A 19,047-nucleotide genomic window follows, 5' to 3' on the forward strand; every position below is an offset into this window, starting at 1 on the left:
AGTGAACGACGCGCCAACACCCAATTCTTTTCGCGCTGGTCCTGATGAGGACGGACGTTTCGGCATTTACGGAGGTCGCTTCGTTGCTGAAACGCTTATGCCACTCATTCTGGATTTGCAGGCGGAATGGGACAAGGCCAAGACCGATCCCGAGTTTCAGGCTGAACTCAAGCATCTCGGCGCACACTATACCGGTCGTCCGAGCCCGCTTTATTTTGCGGAGCGGCTGACGGCGGAACTTGGCGGCGCGAAGATTTATTTCAAGCGCGAAGAACTGAACCACACGGGTTCACACAAGATCAACAATTGCCTCGGCCAGATCCTGCTTGCCAAGCGCATGGGAAAGACCCGCATCATCGCGGAGACCGGTGCCGGCCAGCACGGCGTTGCCTCGGCGACCGTTGCGGCGCGCTTCGGCCTGCCGTGCGTCGTTTACATGGGCGCGACGGACGTTGCGCGTCAGGCCCCGAACGTGTTCCGTATGAAGCTTCTCGGCGCCGAGGTAAAGCCGGTCACGGCCGGCCACGGCACGCTGAAGGATGCCATGAACGAGGCACTGCGTGACTGGGTCACCAATGTCGACGACACTTATTACCTGATCGGTACTGCCGCGGGCCCGCACCCCTATCCAGAAATGGTCCGCGATTTCCAGGCCGTTATCGGCGAGGAAGCCAAGGCACAGATGCTGGAAGCGGAAGGCCGTCTGCCGGATATGGTCATTGCGGCAGTTGGCGGCGGCTCGAACGCCATCGGCATCTTCCATCCTTTCCTTGATGACAAGAGCGTCCGCATCGTCGGCGTCGAGGCGGGTGGCAAGGGCCTTTCGGGCGAAGAGCATTGCGCTTCAATCACCGCCGGTTCGCCGGGCGTGCTGCACGGCAATCGCACCTATCTGCTACAGGATGCAGATGGTCAGATCAAGGAAGGCCATTCGATCTCCGCAGGCCTCGATTATCCCGGTATCGGCCCTGAACATTCCTGGCTGAACGACATCGGCCGCGTCGAATATGTGCCGATCATGGACCATGAGGCGCTGGATGCCTTCCAGATGCTGACCCGCCTTGAAGGCATCATTCCGGCTCTGGAGCCGAGCCATGCATTGGCCGAGGTCATCAAGCGTGCGCCGAAAATGGGCAAGGACGAGATCATCCTGATGAATCTCTCCGGCCGCGGCGACAAGGATGTCCACACCGTCAGCAAGTTCCTTGGAATGGATGTATAAGATCATGACTGCACGTATGGACAAGCGCTTCGCCGATCTGCGCGCGGAAAATCGCCCGGCCCTGATTACCTATTTCATGGGCGGCGACCCGGATTTCCAGACCTCGCTTGGCATCATGAAGGCGCTGCCGGAAGCCGGTGCCGACGTTATCGAACTCGGTATGCCGTTTTCCGACCCCATGGCGGACGGCCCGGCCATTCAGCTCGCTGGCCAGCGCGCGCTCAAAGGCGGACAGACGCTGAAAACCACGCTCGATCTTGCTCGGGAGTTCCGCAAAGAAGACGATGCAACGCCGATCGTAATGATGGGCTATTACAACCCGATCTATATCTATGGCGTCGAAAAATTTCTGGACGACGCACTGGCGGCAGGCATCGATGGCCTGATCGTGGTCGATCTGCCACCGGAAATGGACGATGAGCTCTGCATTCCGGCGCTTGCGCGCGGCATCAACTTCATCCGTCTTGCAACGCCGACCACCGATGGCAAACGCCTGCCGACCGTCCTTAAAAATACCTCAGGTTTCGTGTATTACGTCTCGATGAACGGTATCACCGGTTCAGCGCTTCCCGATCCGTCGTTGATCTCGGGCGCTGTCGGTCGTATCAAGGCGCATACGGAACTGCCGGTCTGTGTCGGTTTCGGTGTCAAGACGGCTGATCATGCGAAGGCAATCGGTGCCGTGGCGGATGGTGTGGTGGTGGGTTCCGCCATCGTCAACCAGATTGCCGGCAGCCTGACCAAGGACGGGCAGGCAACCGCAGATACCGTGCCGGCGGTTACGACGCTGGTAAAAGGACTTTCAACGGGCGTGCGTGCATCGCGCCTCGCCGCTGCAGAATAAGCGCGCGGCCCAGTCAGGAGTAGACAGTTGAACTGGATCACCAATTACGTTCGGCCGCGGATCAATTCCATGCTCGGTCGCCGCCCGGAGGTTCCGGAAAATCTTTGGATCAAGTGCCCGGAAACGGGCGAAATGGTCTTCCACAAGGATCTCGAGGACAACAAGTGGGTCATCCCGGCGTCCGGCTATCACATGAAGATGCCGGCGAAAGCGCGCCTTGCCGATCTTTTCGATGGCGGCGTCTATGAGGCTCTGCCGCAGCCGAAGGTGGCGCAGGACCCACTGAAGTTCCGCGATTCCAAGAAATACACCGATCGCCTGCGTGATAGCCGCGCGAAGACCGAGCAGGAGGATACCATCCTTGCCGGTGTCGGCCTGCTGAAGGGCCTGAAGATCGTCGCCGTCGTGCATGAATTCCAGTTCATGGGCGGTTCGCTCGGCATCGCCGCCGGTGAAGCCATCGTCAAGGCCTTCGAGCGCGCCATTTCCGAGCGCTGCCCGCTCGTCATGTTCCCGGCCTCCGGTGGCGCGCGCATGCAGGAAGGCATTCTTTCTCTGATGCAGCTGCCCCGCACCACGGTTGCGGTAAACATGCTGAAGGAAGCTGGCATGCCTTACATCGTGGTTCTGACGAACCCGACCACAGGCGGTGTCACGGCCTCCTACGCCATGCTCGGCGACGTGCATATTGCCGAACCGGGCGCTGAAATTTGCTTCGCCGGCAAGCGCGTCATCGAGCAGACCATTCGCGAAAAGCTGCCGGAAGGCTTCCAGACCTCGGAATACCTGCTGGAGCACGGCATGGTGGATATGGTCATTGATCGTCGCGAAATCCCGGACACGCTGGCTAATCTGCTCAAAATCATGACCAAGGCGCCCGCTGACAACGCAAACGCCGTCGTCCCGCTGGCCGCTTCGGCCTGAGGAAAAAAAATATGTCGCCCGGAGGCATAAATTGCCTTCGGGATGATGTTATACGTTGCCTGATTTCATTTTTGGGGCGGCGGACAAAATGACAAGCAAAACGCCTGAAAGGCGAACGGAAGACATGACGAAGCCCGCGATCGGTGAGGCAGAAAAGATCATTGAAGAGCTAATGCAGCTCCACCCCAAGGGCTTTGATCTTTCACTCGACAGAATTTCCCGTCTTCTCGAAAAACTCGGCAATCCACAAAACAGAATGCCGCCGGTGATCCATGTAGCCGGCACCAATGGCAAGGGTTCGGTTACTGCCTTTTGCCGTGCCCTGCTTGAGGCTGCAGGGCTCTCCGTCCACGTTCATACCTCACCGCATCTGGTAAATTGGCACGAACGATACCGTATCGGCGTGGCGGGCGATAAAGGCCGTTACGTCAAAGACGAGATATTTGCGGACGCGCTGCGCCGCATTGAAACTGCCAATGCAGGTCAGACAATCACGGTTTTCGAAATCCTGACTGCGGCTATGTTCGTGCTTTTTGCGGAACAGCCCGCCGATGCCGCGATCGTTGAGGTTGGCTTGGGCGGCCGTTTCGATGCGACCAATGTCATCAATAACCCGGCGGTTTCCGTCATCATGCCAATCTCGCTTGATCACCAGGCTTATCTCGGCGATCGCGTGGAACTGATTGCCGCCGAAAAGGCGGGAATCATGAAAAAGGGCTCACCCGTCGTCATTGGCCATCAGGAATATGATGCGGCGCTCGAAACACTTGTCGCCACGGCGGAGCGTCTCGGTTGCCCGGCGTCCGTCTATGGCCAGGATTTTTCCGCCCATGAAGAATTCGGCCGCATGGTCTATCAGGACGAGTTCGGACTGACGGATGCGCCGCTGCCACGGCTCCCGGGCCGTCACCAGCTTGCAAATGCCGCCGCCGCGATCCGCGCCGTCAAGGCTGCCGGTTTTGAGGTGACGGAGCGGATGATCGAAAAGGCCATGACCACGGTGGAATGGCCCGGTCGTCTTCAGCGCATCCTGACTGGAAAAATCGCTGAAATGGCACCGAAAGATGCGGAAATCTGGATCGACGGTGGCCATAACCCCGGTGCGGGTGAAGTGATTGCAGAGGCAATGGCGGGTTTTGAGGAAAAGACGCCGCGGCCGCTCTTCATCATTGCCGGCCTCATCAACACCAAGGATCCGGTGGGCTATTTCAAGGCCTTCGCCGATATCGCCGAATATGTCTTTACCGTGCCGATCGGTGGCACGGATGCCGCGATCGACCCTGTGGTACTCGCCCATGCCGCCTTCGATGCTGGCCTCGTTGCAGCGCCAACATCGTCTCTGACACATGCTCTGGAAGAGTTGTCGCGCCGCTTCGACCCTGAAGGACCGGCGCCGCGCATCCTGATCGGCGGTTCGCTTTACCTTGCTGGCAATGCACTTGCCCTCAACGGCACGGTTCCGCAATAAAAAAGCCCGGCAGCGATGCCGGGCTTTTTTCATTCCGTTGATATTGCTTATGCGGCGCCGGAAATCCAGGCCGAAAGCGCTGTCTTGGGAGCAGCGCCAACCTTGATGTCAGCCACTTCACCGCTTTTGAAAATGGCGAGCGTCGGGATGGAGCGAACGCCGAACTGAGCGGCCAGTTCCGGGTTTTCGTCGATATTCAGCTTTGCGACCTTGACCTTGCCGGCCAGCTCGGAGGAAATTTCCTCAAGGCTCGGCGCGATCATCTTGCACGGGCCGCACCATTCGGCCCAGAAATCCACCACGACGGGTTCGGAGGATTCAAGGACTTCGGACTGGAAGTTGGCGGCATCGACTTTTACGGTAGCCATATCTGGCTCTCCTTTCAGTAAATCTTTTCCACTATCGATGTGATGCGGGCGCGTCGAAATTTCAATGCCCCCGGTATCTCACTTTGTCTTTATTGCGGCAAGGGCCTCTCTCATCGCATCGTCGCCAACCGTTATAAAGGCAGCATTTTCCGTATAAATCAGCGCACAGACAAATTCCTTGCCGGGATAAAGAGGTGCCAGAATTTCACGATAAATGGCGAGCTGCGCCGTATGGGAGAAGGGAATTTCACGCGCTTCACGAGGCGGCACTCGGTTAGTCTTGTAATCGATCAGGATGACGCGATCTCCTTCGACCGCCAGCCGGTCGATGCGGCCGGAGACTGCATATTGCTGCCGGCCGAGGGCCATCGTACCCATGATCGACACTTCCGCGCGACTGTTGGCAGAGAAGGCCGGCTGCACAGCGGGTTCGGACATGACACGCAAAACGGCCCGTACCAATTGCTCGCGCTCGGTAACAGGCCAGAACCGCGCCGCGCGTTCAGCATAACGGCGCGCCGCCTCTTCCCGTTCGACCTCCGGAAAATCGGGCAGCGCCTGAAGCATGCGATGCACCAACCGTCCGCGCTGCAGCGCCAATGAAGAGACCTCGGCTTTCTCCCCGAACAGTGGTGAGCGCACGGCGAGATCATCCGCACCGTCATCGATGATGGTGCCCGCGCCGGAAGGGCTGAGTGGTCTCGGTAGAGAGGGCAGGACCGGCAAAGGGGTAAGAAGTCCCGCTGGAAGGGCATAGTCTTCCTGCTGCGGCGTTTCCGACGGCCTTTGTGGGACAGGTGTCGAGCGCGGTTCGGATTTGCGCCAGACAAGCCCCTGCCATTCCTCACCATCCGCCGTGAAAAGCTGGGGCTTGCAATGGTCTTCGTTGTTGGCAAGCGCCTTTTTGACGATGGCATGCCAGCATTCGGGATTTTCCTTCTGGCCGCGATAACCGCAGACGACGAGGTGATCGGCGGCGCGCGTCATGGCCACATAAAGCAGCCGCCGATATTCATCTTCTGCGGCGGTCTTCAGCCGCTCTTCATCCGATCGGATAAGGTGGTTTGAAAATCCGCTGCCGGGCAACCAGACCGGGAAGGCGTCTTCACCCGCTTCGACAAAACGCAGTTTAGGCACATGGCTGTGATTGAAGGCCTTCGAACCTCCATCGACGACAAAAACGACCGGTGCTTCCAACCCTTTGGAGGCGTGCACGGTCATGATGCGCACTTCGCCGCGATCCTTATCCTGCTCCCGCTTCACCTCCGGTGAGTCAGTTCCCAGAACGGAGAGAAAGGCCTGCAGGCCGGGCAGGCCGGTCCTTTCGTGATCCAGCGCAAAGGACAGGAATTCATCCAGAACGTCGCTTGCCTCGTTGCCAAGTCTGCCGAGAAATTTTTTGCGTCCGTCATGCAGTGTAAGCACCGCTGCGAAGAAATCGTGTACGGTGGCCGTTTTAGAAAGCGCGATAAAACCTTCCAGCTTGGCGGTAACGCTGGAAAGATGGCTATTATCTTCCTGCGCAAGGATTTGCAGCCGTTTCCAGACGCTCTCCGTTTCCGATCGCATGGCAGCAATGTCGAAAACGTCGTCTTCCGTCAGGTTGAAGAGTGGACTTTTCAAAAGTGCGGCAAGGGAAAGGTCGTCTTCGGGCAGGACAACGAAATGACCGAGCGCCAGAAGGTCCTGCACGGCAATGTGGTCGGTCAAACGAAGGCGGTCAGCGCCGGCAACGGGTATGTTCTTGCGCCGTTTCAGCTCCCGGGTCAGTGCATTGACGAAGGCATGACGTTTTCTGACGAGCACCAGAATGTCGCCCGGTTCGATGGCGCGCTCCACGCCTTTTTCGATGATGGTCTCGCGTCCGATCATATCGGCGATGCGCGCGGCGATCCGGCGGGCAATTATGGTGGCCGGCGCGCTTTCCCGCAGCGCATCGAAGGGGGCTGTCCAATCCTCTTCGTCCTCGGTGGTTTCCGGTGCCACCATATCCCACACTTCCACGGTGCCGGGATGGCCAGCGCGGTTGGACCGGTGCTCCACCGGCTCGTTATCGGCACTGAGGCCGCTTGCGTTATTCGGGTCCGAAAACACCTGGTCGACAGCCGCCAGCACATCCTCCGTGGATCGGAAGGATAGCGGCAGGCGAATGCGGTGAAAGGCCTGTTCGACCGAATCGACCCGTCTCTTGGTCTCTTCGCGCTCCTGCGAAAACCGTTCCGGCCGCGCGCCCTGGAATGAATAGATCGACTGTTTTTCATCGCCCACGGCAAACAGCGTACGCCGCCCCATGCGGGCGCTCTCGCCGGTGAAGAAATCCGCCGCAAGCGACTGGATGATCGACCATTGCACCGGGCTCGTGTCCTGCGCCTCATCGACCAGAATATGGTCGATGCCCTGATCCAGCTTGTAATGCACCCATGCACCCGCCGTATCGCGGTTGAGGAGGTTGGCCGCGCGCTCGATCAGGTCTTCGAAATCGAGCTGGCTTCGCTGTTTCTTCAGGTCTTCGAAATCACCGATCAGCCTTTCCGCCAGAACAAGGGCGCATTTGGTCGCCGCCAGCATTCGCACCAGACGATAACGGTTGCGGCAGGAAACGACATGGTCCCGCGCCAGTGTCAGCGCATCGAGAAGTTCGGGGGCGGATTTCTGCATGCCCTTGTTGATGACATAGGCATCCGATTTCTTTTCACCCTTGGCCGTCAGCAGGGCGGCTTCGATGAATTCCATCCGCCGCACGGGGTCTGGTTGTCGTTTTGCTTCCCTGAGTGCATAGGCGACATCGATGACGCGTGATCCACCCACCTCGTCGGCAAGGGTGAGATACGTATCGAGCGCGAGGCCGGAGAGGCCGGGGAGAGGCCAGAAAGCGGCCGCGGCAGTTTCTTCGGTCTCTCCATCTGCAATCTGCATCGCCTGCCGCAACCGGGCATCGATGCCGCCTGACTGTTTGGCATCCAGAAGGAAGGCCCGCAGGGCACTGCGATTGGCGATGATGGCGGAAAGCAGCGCTTCCAACCCGCTTTCATCGGCGAGATCGAGAACATAGGCCAGCGCCTGCGCCAAGTCCGCATCGCTTTCCGTCGAAACCGCGGTCAGGAGCGAACGGCGCGCCTCAGCCAGCAGCGTGGTTGCGGCGCGGTCGTCGAGAACGGAGAAATGGCCGGCGACATTGGCTTCCAGCGGAAATTGGTGCAGCAACGCCTCGCAGAAGGCGTGGATTGTCTGGATCTTCAAACCGCCCGGTGTTTCCAGCGCCTTGGCGAAGAGCCTGCGCGCCTCGGCGAGCTTGATGCGATCCGGCGCCTTGCCTTCGATGGCGGCGATGCGGTCCTTGAGATCGGAATCCGGCAAAGTAGCCCATTCCGCCAGACGGTCGAAGACGCGGCTCGACATTTCCGACGCTGCAGCCTTGGTATAGGTGAGGCAGAGGATCGCCGAAGGCCGGCAGCCAGCCAGAAGCAGGCGGATGACGCGCTGGGTCAGTACGTGGGTCTTGCCGGAACCGGCATTGGCCGACACCCAGGCGGAACTGGCGGGATCGGAAGCAAGCCGCTGCCGGGCGCTGGTCCAGTCGATCCAGCTTTCAGGTGTGTCGGCGGCGGGGCCGGCGTCGAAAGGATCAATCGTCATCGCCGTCTCCCGGTTCTGCCGTCGACCATTCCGAAACGCGGGCGAGGTGATCATATTCCCCGCCGTAGGATTGCTGTTCTTCCGGCACCAGGCGCGAGGCGAAGCCGTTTTCCCCGTTGCGCAGCGAATGAACGAATTTGGTGAGCTGTTCTATCGATTCCGTCGCGAGCTCAATTGCCGATTTTGGCGGTCTTTTCCCGCTTCGGCTGGAATGTTCGTTATTAACCTGATCGGCGAAAAAACGCTCGCCCGGCCGCAGGCGAACATAGATGAGGTTTTCCGGCGTGGGTGAACCGGCTTCGCGAAAGGCGCCGCGCATCAATGCTGCCGCCTCCAGCGCAAGCTGTGGATCAAGCAGCGCCCGCGCCTGGTTGACGGAAGGCGCGAGCCCCGTCTTGTAGTCGATAATATCCGCCTGACTGTTGGTCTTGATATCGATGCGGTCGGCGATCCCCGTCAGCCTTATACCCGCCTCGACGATTTCCTGTCCGGCGCGAGCCTCGTAGAAGCTGTGGCGAATGGATGGATGACGTTCTTTTTCCCAGTCGATGAAGGCGCGCGCTACCGCTGCAAAACGCGGCCGCCAGATCACATCCACATGGGGAGGCAGGTTTTCCGCATCGAAAAATTCGTCGAGAATGCGCTGCATGGCCGAAAGCGAGGCCGGTGTGCCGGGAACATGTCCCTCACGGGAATAGCGCTCGATGATCGCGTGATAGAGCGTGCCGCGATCGGCGGCGTTCGGATCGCGATTGAAGGGGTCGAGCGGGTCCAGCTTCAGGATGCGCCGCGCATAGATCGAATAGGGGTCGCGGCGCAGGCGGCCCACTTCGCTGAAGGAGTAACGCGTCGGCTGCAATTCAGCTGGCGGTTTCGGGGAAGGGCGCTTTGCCGCCTCCTGCTCGATGCTCTCGTCCATCAGACCCGCCCAATGACGATATGTCTCACCACGTTTTTTAAGGACTTTGGCAAAATCCTCGCCGCCCAGGGCCAGCAGCCTTTGCAGCCAGCGTGAGGCGACGGCAGGCGTGGAGCCCTGCCTGAGCGCCCGGGTGTAGAAAATGTGTCGCGTGCCGTTGGCCATCTCAAAGTCATGCGCGAGCTGGCCGATACGCCGTTCCGGCGGCTCCAGCCCGATCGCAGTCTTCATGGTGCGGGAAAGAAACGGATTATTCGCCGTTTGGCCCGGCCAGAGGCCTTCATTGAGACCGCCGATGATGACCGTATCGACACTTTGCAGCCGCGCTTCCAGCGCGCCGAAGATGAAGATGCGCGGATGGCGCATCGATCTTGGCTTGATTGATTCCCCTGCCACAAGCGCCGCGAATATATCGATCCATTGCGGACCGTCCGCGTCGAGAATATCTCCGCTTTCCATCAGTTCGGCAAAGAGGCTGGAAAGCTTGTCTCCGGCCTCGCCGGACCAGAGAGCGGCAAGATCTGTATTTTCATCCGCACAGATGGCTTCCATCACGCGGCCGGTCCGTTCTGCCCAGTCGGAAAGAGGCAACCTGTCGGTAAAGGCCCGGCCAGATCGGTCGCGGCGGACGAAGGCGGAGCGCAGCGGCTCTGTGGCCATTGCAATCCGTCGCGCCAGATCGCGCGCGGCGTCAACGCTTCCGTCAGGCAGGGCCAGCCGCCAGGCGGGCGGATGTCTGTCCTCGCGTTGCGCAAGGAGTTGGGTGTCAAGAACCGTTTCCAGATTGCCCACTTCAGTTTCGACGCGGCCGCCTCGCAGCGCAATCAGCTCAAGCGCCTTCGAAGCTCTGGTGAAAGCTTCGCTCGAGAGCCCGAAACGGGCGAGCGGGTGTTTCAGAAGGGAAATGATCGGCACCGGGTCTCCGGGTCTCAGGATCGCCTCCAGCGCGAGTTGCGTGAGGCCGGCCTGGGCCGTTGCCGAAAGCGGCGTGCCGGCGGAATCGTCGGCTTCGATGCCGAAGCGTCGCAACTCCGTTGCCACGCGCCGCGCCAGCCCGCGGTCGGGTGTTATCAGGGCCGCCTGCGAAGGCCGTTCCGAGGCTGGTGCTTCGAGCGCAAGCCTGAGCGCCACTGCGATGGCGGTGGCCTCTTCGCGCTCGTTGGCAGCTTCAATCAGCGTGGCCGCTGCAAAGGCATCGTTAAAAATTGCAGAATCCCGGTCTTCACGCCATCGGTTCCAGTCACTGGTGGATTTGGCCGGCGCAAGCGCTGCCGAAAATACCGCGGCGCGCTTTTCCAGATCGTTATCGAGGACACCGATCGGAACCACATCGTCACGCAGGATGCCCAGTTTCTGCAGCAGGACATAAAGCCCGTATTGCGAGTGAGTGCGGCTCGAAGGATCGGTGGGGTCCTCGGCGATCGCCTGCCATTGCTCTTCCGGCATGGCAAGATCAAGCCCCGGAAGCACCACCACGCCTTGCGGTAAAGCTGCAGCCGCGGCGATGAGATCGGCGGCGGCCGGAATGGAGCCTGTCGAGCCAGCGACGATGATCGGACCGGTGTCCGGCAATGTGGCAATTCGGTTCGCTTCTGCCCGGAGGATGGCGTTTCGGTGCCGTCCGGCCGAAGATCTGTTGAGTTCGGCAAGCCGGGCGGGCCAGAAGATGCTGGCGATCTTTAAAAAATCGGCCGTGAGCTGCCACCATTGAGCGTGATCACCGGTATCGAGATGCTGAAGCGCTTCCCAATCTTTTTCTTCCGTATCCATTGCGTCGATCACCTCTGCCAGCGCACGCGCGAGCCATATCGCGTCGGCCGGGCTGGCGGGGGCGACCAGCGGCGAATCGGAATGGATCGCCCGGATGGCGTCCGGCAGGCTGTTGCGCCATGCAAGGATGAGACGCGCGAGTTCGATCAGTCGGCCGGTGCCGGAAATCGGCGGCGCGAGATCCAATATTTCAGGGTTTTCGACATCGAAGAAACCGCTGTCGTCATCCGTTTCGCCAAGGGGCCGGATGAGCGGCAGAATGGCGGAACGGCCGCCAAGAAGATCGACGAATTCCGAGCGCAGCACGCGGGCCGAACGCCGCGTCGGCACATATATCGTCACCTTGGCAAGCGACAGGGGATCGGCCGGGTCATATCGATAGCCTGCCGCCAGTCTTCCGTCGCACAGCGTTTCCGCAAGCGTTTTGAGGAACGGTGTTCCCGCGGCGATCGTCAGAACGCGCTTTGCGTGGTGGGAGCCCGTCATGCAGAGCGTTTTTCCCTGAATTGCCGGATGATGTTCTCAGCATCGTCTATGGCGTCCGGCGTGCCGACGGTAATCCAGTGACCATCCAGCGGCAGCCCGTAAAGCCGGGCCTTTTCAATCGCGCGATCGAAGTAAATATTCAGGTTGAAAGCGTCCGTCGGTGCATCGTCAAGCAGCCGCGAGTCCATGGCGATGGCGCCGGCATAGACGACGGGGTTCGTGTCGCCCTCGCGATGGCGGGTCAGTCTTCCGTCCTCGGCGAGGTTGAAATCCCTCTTGCCATTGTGGCCGGTGGTCTGATGCATGTCGACGCAGAGCAGTGCCATGTCCATCCGACCGGAATCGAAGAACTGTGCGAGCTTGCGCAGATTGCTGGCCACGTGCAGCTGCTCACCGATCCAGAAGAGATCGGCATTCATGACGAAGACCGGGCCGGGTTCCAGAAGCTTCAGACCCTTGGCGAGACCGCCGCCGGAATTCATCAGCTGGGAGCGTTCGTCGGAAATCAGGATTTCGGCATCGGCGCGGCGCTGAAGATGGGCGACCATCTGCTCGGCGTGGTGGTGCACATTGACGACAATTCTTTCGGCACCGGCTTCCACAAGAGCGTCGAGCACGTAATCGATCATTGGCTTGCCGGCGATCTGTACGAGTGGCTTCGGGATCGTATCGGTGATCGGGCGCATCCGAGTACCGAGCCCGGCGGCCAGCACCATCGCGTTTGTGATCGTCATCGTGGTCAACCGTCTTTCAGTCGTTAAAGTCCATGCCCATGCGCAGGCACCAGTCTCTGAGCGGCGCAAGTTCCGGATGCGAAAGCGCTGCGGCGAGATAGCGGAACGTCCGCGGCATATGCTTCATATATCCGGGTTTGCCATCCCGTTCCATCAGCCTGACCCAGATACCGGCAAGCTTGCAGTTGCGCTGCGCCGACATGATGGAGAAGGCCTTGAGAAAAGCAGCCTCATCGAAAGAAGGCGTGTGTCGCCTGCTCTCGAGATAATGCGAAAGCAGGCGTGCCTGCAATCCGGGCTCGATTGTAACCCGGGCATCCTGAACAATGGAAGCGAGATCATAGGCGGTCGGGCCAATCATCGCGTCCTGAAAATCGATCAGGCCGACCTGTCGTATGCCGGCATTCTGCTGTTGCCAGAGGATATTTGGCGAATGGAAGTCGCGCAGCAGCAGCCCGTTTTCGCAATCTGCAAGCGAGTCGATCAGAGCGTCCCAGATGGCGTAATATTCCTGCTTCTCGCCATCGGACAGTGGCCTGCCGCGCTTATAGGGCAGATACCATTCCACCAGCAGCGAGACCTCGATCTTCATCGCCTGCCGGTCAAAGGGTGGAACCTCATAGGTGCTGCCATCACCCACGGGCAGGGGACCGGGTTGTGACGCTTGATGAAGTGCCGCCAGAAAGGCAATGCTTTCCAGATAGCGCTCCTCGATTGGGGCGCCATCGGCGGCTAACACTCCATCTCGCCCCAGATCCTGCAACAGGAGAATGCCTTGGTCGATGTCCGCCGCGATGATCTCCGGCGCGCAAAAGCCGCGATTCCGCAGATAATTACCGATCGCCACGAAGGAGCGGGCATCCTGGGCGAGATGGGCAATCTCCGCATAGGTCTTGCCGTCGGCGACGATGGCGCCTTTCAAGGGGCGGCGCCAATCCATCAGGATAAGGTCCGGGCCATCGGTGGAGATGGTCTCATAGGCACGGGTGGAAGCATCGCCGCTCAGAAAGCGGCGGACCGCGTCACCTCTGCCATTTCTGGCGAGGAATTCCCGGATGGCAAAAACCCGCTCAAGCCGCGCTTTCGGATTTGCCGGAGCCTCGATGGAGGCGATCCGCCCTTCACCGGAATGCGTCAACGTCAGGGTTACGGTCTGGCCCGGTGGCAGAATCTCTCCTGCTATATCCGGCCATTCGATCAGGCAGATGCCATCCTCCAGCATCTCATCGATGCCGAGCTCATCCAGTTCGGAAACATCCGAAAGCCGGTAGAGATCGAGATGGGCGACCGGAATGCGGGTGGCATAGGTTTGGATGATGGTGAAGGTGGGGCTCGGAACCTCAAGATCCGGCTCGTCTGCCATCGCCCGGATGAAGGCGCGGGCAAGCGTCGATTTACCGGCGCCAAGGTCGCCGACCAACGCCAGACAATCGCCGGGCTTCAGCGCCAGCGCGAGGTCTTCACCGAGCCTGATGGTGTCCTTTTCCCCCGCAAGAGGAATGGTGATCGGCAAGACATTTTCGCTCATTCTGCGGCAATGGAATGCGGACGCGTGGCGGAAGGAATGCGGCAGGTGACGGTGGTGCCGTTGCCGGGCCGGCTGTCTATGCTAACCGTTCCGTGGTGGAGACTGACGAAACTTTCGACAATGGAAAGGCCAAGCCCGGCGCCGGTTCGCCGGCCGCCATTGCCGCGGGTCGAAAAACGATCGAAGACCGTTTTTAGCATGTCTTCCGGGATGCCCGGTCCCTTGTCCGCCACAGAGAATATGAAGTCACCTTCGCTGCGCTGGCAGGAAAGCGTAACTGAAGACCCTTCCGGCGCGAAATTGATCGCATTGGTCAGGAGCTTGATGAGGATCTGCTTCAGGCGCTGGTGGTCTGCCACCAGGCTGCCGAGATGAGCCGGGGCGACGATCTGAAGTGAAATGCCGCTTTCCTGCAGCCGGTCCGCGATCTGCACCGAAACATCTTCGAGCAATTCGTTCAGGTCATTATCCGAATAATTGAGTTGCATGATGCCGGCATCGACGGTCGCAAGATCGAGAATATCATTGACGATCGTCAGAAGGACCGAGGAGGACGTGGAAATATGGTCGAGATATTCCGCCTGCCGCTCCGTCAATTCCCCAAGGCCCGGGGTCTTCAGGAGATCGGTGAAGCCGATAATGTTTGTCAGTGGCGAACGCAGCTCATAGGAAACATGCTGCACAAAATCATTCTTCAGCTCATCTGCCTTGAGAAGAGCGTCGTTCTTTTCCATAAGGGCGCGCTCAGCCCGTACGCTGTCCGTCATGTTGACAAAGGTCAGCATGGTCTGCGCATCCGGCAACGGAATGATCGCATAATCGAGGACGAGGCCGGAAAGCAGTTCCAGTGTGCCTTGCCGGGATGGCCGCTCATCATCGAAACTGGTGATGAACTGGCTGAAGGCGCGCCAGCCGTCCGGCCCGTCGTAGGATGGTGCGCAGGCGGTTTCGATGGCGCGGATGTGCGTTCCGGTTTCGGCCTGTTCGGCAGTCACGCCCCACAGCGCCCGGAATGCCGGGTTCGACAGGCGAATACGACCGTCCGCACCGAACACGGCGACCCCCTCGGCCAGATGGTCGATGGTTTCGCCCTGCACTTTCACCAATGTGTTGTAGCGCATTTGCAGATCGACCTGCTCGGTCAGGTTTTCGAAAACCCAGGTTGCGCCGCCCTGCGGATGGGCCGTCGCAATCACCCGCAGTGTCTGGCCGTTGGGCAGGTGCCAGAGATCGGTCTTGGTATCGAGCGAGCGGTATACGGAGAGCGCCGTCTCCTTCCAGTTCTTCCAGTTGAGCTGCTCGGGCAATTTGCCGGCGGTGCGCAACCTGTCGAGAAGCTCTGAATTGTCAGGCCCGGATTCGAGGAACACTAGGTCGAGGCCCCACAGAGTCGCAAAAGCCTGATTATAGAATTGCAGCCGCTGCCGGCCATCGAAAATGGCGACGGGCGTTGCCAGATGATCCAGCGTTTCGGCGTGGCTCTTCAGAACCCGCTTCAGTTCCTCGCTGATGGTTTCGGCCTCGGTGGCATCGATGGCGATACCGGCAGACCCGCCCGCCGTTTTGATGTCGACGACATCGAAGAAGCTGCGATTACCCGCAACCACCGTGGAAATACGGTCGTGATAGGGCGATTCCGGGGTCGCGGCCGCGCGTATCTTCTGCCGGGTAACCGTGTTCAGAAGTTCTCGTTTCTCCTGAATGGCCTGTTCCGCATTCCGCGCATCCACTGCCTGTGCATAGGCATGGTTCACCCAGATAAGTTCGCCTTCGCCATTGCGACGCCAGACGGGCTGCTCAATGGAATCGAGAAGTTCCTGAAAAGTCGAGACGGAAGCGATCAGCCGTTCACGCTCCACCTGCAGTTCGGCGAGCTCCGCACGCAGATTGTTGAGGGCGATGAAGCGTGCAAAGGCATTGCCGCCGGAAACCCGGCCCTGAACCTCGATAACTTCGCCGCGATGCGTTTCGATGGTGAGATCGAAACTCTGTGCGTGGCTACGAAGTTTTTCAATGGATTTCTCAAGCTGACTGGCGGATGCCGGTTTCAGCCAGCGGCCAAAGGCCAGAAAATCCTGGTCCGCCTGCGGCACGCCTGTCTCGGCCGGCAGCTGCCCCAGAAATTCCGGACGGTTTTCTGCGCCATCCCAGATGACGATGCGGCGGCTCTTGTCGGAAATCAGCGCCTCGTATTTGGCGATCTTGTGGTGAGACTGGGCAAGCGCCTGGCGAAATTCGCTGCTCTCCGCCTCTATATTGCCGCGCTGGCGCACCAGCCAGACGACTGAAAACAGCGTCGCGGAAAGCATACCCACGAAAAGCGAATAGGTTATGGTTTCACCTGATGAAAACAGCCGAGCGCCGGCTTTGGCCGCAAGTCCATCCTGCGCCAGCGCCACGGTGGCTGAACCGGCCAAAAACGTGCCGGAAAGCAGGAACGGAAGCCGTGAAAAGCCGGTCCGGATCGCACGGATTGCCAGCCGGCAACGTGCCAGAGCATTTCCAGGAAAAGTGAACACCGGTTTTCCGTCCGCAGATGCGCCAAAACGCACCAGAGTCTGTGCGCTCAATGCCACGCCCGCTTGCGTGTTTTCAACGCGTTGAACTGTCTGCTTGCGCAGATCCGAATTTTGAACCGACATCCCCGGTCTGTCTCCGTCCTATGTGCCGCATCTTCGACAAGACATCCCATTTCGTCCGCACCGCCCTGTGGTGCGTCCGAATCAAGTCTGATGACAATACCGCCTTCATAAAACTGCGAAAAGGGAGCGCGCAAAAAAGATGCCGCGCGCTTTGTCAAGCGCGCGGCATCTAGATATTGTGTAATTTCAGTGGATATTAACCATGAAATTAATATCTGTAGTGGTCCGCCTTGAACGGGCCCTGCTTCGAGACGCCGATATAATCTGCCTGAACGTCGGAAAGTTCAGTCAGGCGCACACCAAGCTTCTCGAGATGGAGGCGTGCGACCTTCTCGTCGAGGTGCTTCGGCAGCACGTAAACGTCGTTCTTGTATTCGCCCTGCTTGGTGAAGAGTTCGATCTGGCCCAAAACCTGGTTGGTGAAGGAGGCCGACATGACGAAGGAGGGGTGACCGGTGGCGTTGCCAAGGTTCAGAAGACGACCTTCGGACAGCAGGATGATGCGGTTGCCCTTCGGGAACTCGATCATGTCGACCTGCGGCTTGATGTTCGTCCACTTCAGGTTACGCAGCGATGCGACCTGAATCTCGTTGTCGAAGTGGCCGATATTGCCGACGATCGCCATGTCCTTCATCTCGCGCATGTGCTCGATGCGGATGACGTCCTTGTTGCCCGTCGTGGTGATGAAGATATCGGCGGAGGAAACAACGTCCTCCAGGCGAACGACTTCGAAACCGTCCATGGCAGCCTGCAGTGCGCAGATCGGGTCGATTTCGGTCACCTTCACGCGGGCGCCGGCGCCCTGCAGCGAAGCGGCCGAACCCTTGCCAACATCGCCGTATCCGCACACCACGGCAACCTTGCCGGCCATCATCACGTCGGTTGCGCGGCGAATGCCGTCAACCAGCGATTCTTTGCAACCGTATTTGTTGTCGAACTTGGACTTGGTGACGCTGTCATTGACGTTGATCGCCGGGAAAGGCAGCAGGCCCTTCTTGCTGAGGTCGTAGAGGCGGTGCACGCCGGTCGTCGTTTCTTCGGTGACACCCTTCAACGCGTCGCGCTGCTTGGTGAACCAGCCGGGCGAAGCCTTGAGGCGCTTGTTGATCTGCGCGAAGAGAATTTCTTCTTCTTCGGAGCCGGGATTGGAGAGCACGTCTTCGCCCGCTTCCGCGCGAGCGCCAAGCAGGATGTACATGGTGGCATCGCCGCCATCGTCGAGGATCATGTTGGAGAGACCGCCATCGGTCCACTGGAAGATCTTGTCGGTATATTCCCAATATTCCGTCAGGCTCTCACCCTTGACGGCAAAGACCGGAATGCCGGCTGCCGCAATGGCCGCTGCAGCATGGTCCTGTGTCGAGAAGATGTTGCAGGAGGCCCAGCGAATGTCTGCACCGAGTTCCTTCAGCGTCTCGATGAGAACGCCGGTCTGGATCGTCATGTGAAGCGAACCGGAAATGCGGGCGCCCTTCAGCGGCTTGCTTTCACCGAACTCCTTGCGGCAGGACATCAGGCCCGGCATTTCGGTTTCGGCGATGTCCAGTTCCTTGCGGCCGAATGCGGCAAGGTTGATATCGGCGACGATGTAGTCCTTCTCAAGGCTCATGAGATTCTCCAGATCAGAAGCGCCGCACATTGCGGCCCGGCTTTTTACGTAGCAGCGGTTTAGCAGGCCACGAACGATCTGGCAATAATGATATAAAGAAGTCTTTATGTCTTTATATGGCTCAGGCTTCTTCGCCGAACCGGTCGGCGACCAGGGCCTCAAGTGCGGCGAGCGCCTCTTCGGCCTGATTGCCGCTCGCCTCGACATAGACACTGCATCCGGGGCTGGCCGCCAGCATCATGAGACCCATGATCGAGGTGCCGCCGACGGTCATGCCGTCTTTCGAAACCGTAATGGTCGCGTCGAAGCCTTCAACCATCTGCACGAATTTCGCTGATGCCCGGGCATGGAGACCGCGTTTGTTGATGATCGGTAGTTCCCGGGAGAGTGGCGACATGGGCTGACTTCTTATTTGCCGCTTAAAACGCGGCTGGCGACGTTGATATATTTGCGGCCGGCATCGGATGCGTCCTGAAGGGCCTTGTCCATATTGTCTTCGCTGCGAACGCCGGCAAGTTTGATCAGCATCGGCAGGTTAACCCCGGCGATGACTTCGACATTGCCGTTATTCATGACCGAAATCGCAAGATTGGAAGGCGTGCCGCCAAACATGTCCGTCAGGATGATGACGCCATTGCCGTCATTGGCGCGCGCGACAGCGTCGATGATATCCTGCCGGCGCTGATCCATGTCGTCTTCGGGACCGATACAGACCGTCTCGATCAATTTCTGGGGACCGACGACATGCTCCAACGCATGACGAAACTCCTCAGCCAGCTTGCCATGGGTGACAAGCACTAGTCCGATCATGAAATGCTCCCTTGCACACGCACTCTCATTGCCGACTATCGCAACGCGGCAATCCTGTCCATCGGTGGGATTTCATCTTGATGAGGA

Annotated in this window: 13 protein-coding genes; 4 read left to right on the top strand and 9 right to left on the bottom strand. The window is 59.4% G+C overall.

All coding sequences use genetic code 11. The annotated features are described in order from the left end of the window. Position 1 precedes the first annotated feature (1 nt). The 4 genes from trpB to FHW77_RS20315 all read left to right on the top strand — a co-directional run bounded on the left by trpB (position 2) and on the right by FHW77_RS20315 (position 4,458). Positions 2–1,222: a tryptophan synthase subunit beta gene (trpB, locus tag FHW77_RS20300; RefSeq protein ID WP_004444279.1), complete on the top strand. Its 1,221-nt coding sequence runs from the start codon at positions 2–4 to the stop codon at positions 1,220–1,222. Positions 1,223–1,226: 4 nt separating this feature from the next. Beyond that, positions 1,227–2,066 (top strand): tryptophan synthase subunit alpha, encoded by an 840-nt coding sequence (trpA, locus tag FHW77_RS20305; RefSeq protein WP_004444282.1) that lies wholly within the window; start codon positions 1,227–1,229, stop codon positions 2,064–2,066. A gap of 27 nt (positions 2,067–2,093) precedes the next feature. Beyond that, entirely contained in the window at positions 2,094–2,990 is an 897-nt protein-coding gene (gene accD / locus FHW77_RS20310; RefSeq protein ID WP_004444285.1) for an acetyl-CoA carboxylase, carboxyltransferase subunit beta, read from the top strand. Between the two features lie 88 nt (positions 2,991–3,078). Then, positions 3,079–4,458, top strand: coding sequence for a bifunctional folylpolyglutamate synthase/dihydrofolate synthase (locus FHW77_RS20315; protein ID WP_373887380.1), 1,380 nt, complete (start codon positions 3,079–3,081; stop codon positions 4,456–4,458). 47 nt (positions 4,459–4,505) lie between these two features. On the opposite strand, the gene trxA is transcribed toward FHW77_RS20315, so the two are convergent. The 9 genes from trxA to FHW77_RS20360 all read right to left on the bottom strand — a co-directional run bounded on the left by trxA (position 4,506) and on the right by FHW77_RS20360 (position 18,960). Beyond that, a complete protein-coding gene (gene trxA / locus FHW77_RS20320; protein WP_003516334.1) occupies positions 4,506–4,826 on the bottom strand; it encodes a thioredoxin in 321 nt (106 codons plus the stop codon). A gap of 78 nt (positions 4,827–4,904) precedes the next feature. Further along, positions 4,905–8,462 (bottom strand): double-strand break repair helicase AddA, encoded by a 3,558-nt coding sequence (gene addA, locus FHW77_RS20325; protein ID WP_004444291.1) that lies wholly within the window; start codon positions 8,460–8,462, stop codon positions 4,905–4,907. Next, positions 8,452–11,637, bottom strand: coding sequence for a double-strand break repair protein AddB (gene addB, locus FHW77_RS20330; protein ID WP_044459677.1), 3,186 nt, complete (start codon positions 11,635–11,637; stop codon positions 8,452–8,454). Before addB ends, addA begins: the two co-directional genes overlap by 11 nt. Further along, the gene (locus FHW77_RS20335) at positions 11,634–12,371 is read right to left on the bottom strand and encodes a nucleotidyltransferase family protein (RefSeq protein WP_004444296.1); all 738 of its coding nucleotides are present in this window, start codon (positions 12,369–12,371) and stop codon (positions 11,634–11,636) included. The genes addB and FHW77_RS20335 overlap by 4 nt, the downstream gene beginning before the upstream one ends. Positions 12,372–12,387: 16 nt before the next feature. Next, a complete protein-coding gene (tsaE, locus tag FHW77_RS20340; protein ID WP_004444297.1) occupies positions 12,388–13,899 on the bottom strand; it encodes a tRNA (adenosine(37)-N6)-threonylcarbamoyltransferase complex ATPase subunit type 1 TsaE in 1,512 nt (503 codons plus the stop codon). Next, positions 13,896–16,541: a sensor histidine kinase gene (locus FHW77_RS20345; RefSeq protein WP_004444300.1), complete on the bottom strand. Its 2,646-nt coding sequence runs from the start codon at positions 16,539–16,541 to the stop codon at positions 13,896–13,898. Before FHW77_RS20345 ends, tsaE begins: the two co-directional genes overlap by 4 nt. 208 nt (positions 16,542–16,749) lie before the next feature. Then, positions 16,750–18,150 (bottom strand): adenosylhomocysteinase, encoded by a 1,401-nt coding sequence (ahcY, locus tag FHW77_RS20350; RefSeq protein ID WP_004444302.1) that lies wholly within the window; start codon positions 18,148–18,150, stop codon positions 16,750–16,752. Positions 18,151–18,271: 121 nt separating this feature from the next. Then, positions 18,272–18,547 carry an HPr family phosphocarrier protein gene (locus FHW77_RS20355; RefSeq protein WP_004444304.1) on the bottom strand — a complete coding sequence of 92 codons (276 nt, stop codon included), beginning with the start codon at positions 18,545–18,547 and terminating at the stop codon, positions 18,272–18,274. 11 nt (positions 18,548–18,558) lie between these two features. Beyond that, complete coding sequence (locus FHW77_RS20360) at positions 18,559–18,960, bottom strand: PTS sugar transporter subunit IIA (RefSeq protein ID WP_003505374.1); 402 nt, start codon at positions 18,958–18,960, stop codon at positions 18,559–18,561. Between the last annotated feature and the right edge of the window lie 87 nt (positions 18,961–19,047).

Source organism: Agrobacterium sp. RC10-4-1 (assembly GCF_014138475.1).
Classification (GTDB): domain Bacteria; phylum Pseudomonadota; class Alphaproteobacteria; order Rhizobiales; family Rhizobiaceae; genus Agrobacterium; species Agrobacterium pusense.

What these genes read in the sequence shown, in the direction of transcription:
- trpA (WP_004444282.1), top strand. Translation starts at nt 1,227, where the DNA reads ATGACTGCACGTATGGACAAGCGCTTCGCCGATCTGCGCGCGGAAAAT.
- FHW77_RS20355 (WP_004444304.1), bottom strand. Translation starts at nt 18,547, where the DNA reads ATGTCGCCACTCTCCCGGGAACTACCGATCATCAACAAACGCGGTCTC.
- addA (WP_004444291.1), bottom strand. Translation starts at nt 8,462, where the DNA reads ATGACGATTGATCCTTTCGACGCCGGCCCCGCCGCCGACACACCTGAA.
- ahcY (WP_004444302.1), bottom strand. Translation starts at nt 18,150, where the DNA reads ATGAGCCTTGAGAAGGACTACATCGTCGCCGATATCAACCTTGCCGCA.
- FHW77_RS20315 (WP_373887380.1), top strand. Translation starts at nt 3,079, where the DNA reads ATGACAAGCAAAACGCCTGAAAGGCGAACGGAAGACATGACGAAGCCC.
- FHW77_RS20335 (WP_004444296.1), bottom strand. Translation starts at nt 12,371, where the DNA reads ATGACGATCACAAACGCGATGGTGCTGGCCGCCGGGCTCGGTACTCGG.
- trxA (WP_003516334.1), bottom strand. Translation starts at nt 4,826, where the DNA reads ATGGCTACCGTAAAAGTCGATGCCGCCAACTTCCAGTCCGAAGTCCTT.
- FHW77_RS20360 (WP_003505374.1), bottom strand. Translation starts at nt 18,960, where the DNA reads ATGATCGGACTAGTGCTTGTCACCCATGGCAAGCTGGCTGAGGAGTTT.
- addB (WP_044459677.1), bottom strand. Translation starts at nt 11,637, where the DNA reads ATGACGGGCTCCCACCACGCAAAGCGCGTTCTGACGATCGCCGCGGGA.
- FHW77_RS20345 (WP_004444300.1), bottom strand. Translation starts at nt 16,541, where the DNA reads ATGTCGGTTCAAAATTCGGATCTGCGCAAGCAGACAGTTCAACGCGTT.
- tsaE (WP_004444297.1), bottom strand. Translation starts at nt 13,899, where the DNA reads ATGAGCGAAAATGTCTTGCCGATCACCATTCCTCTTGCGGGGGAAAAG.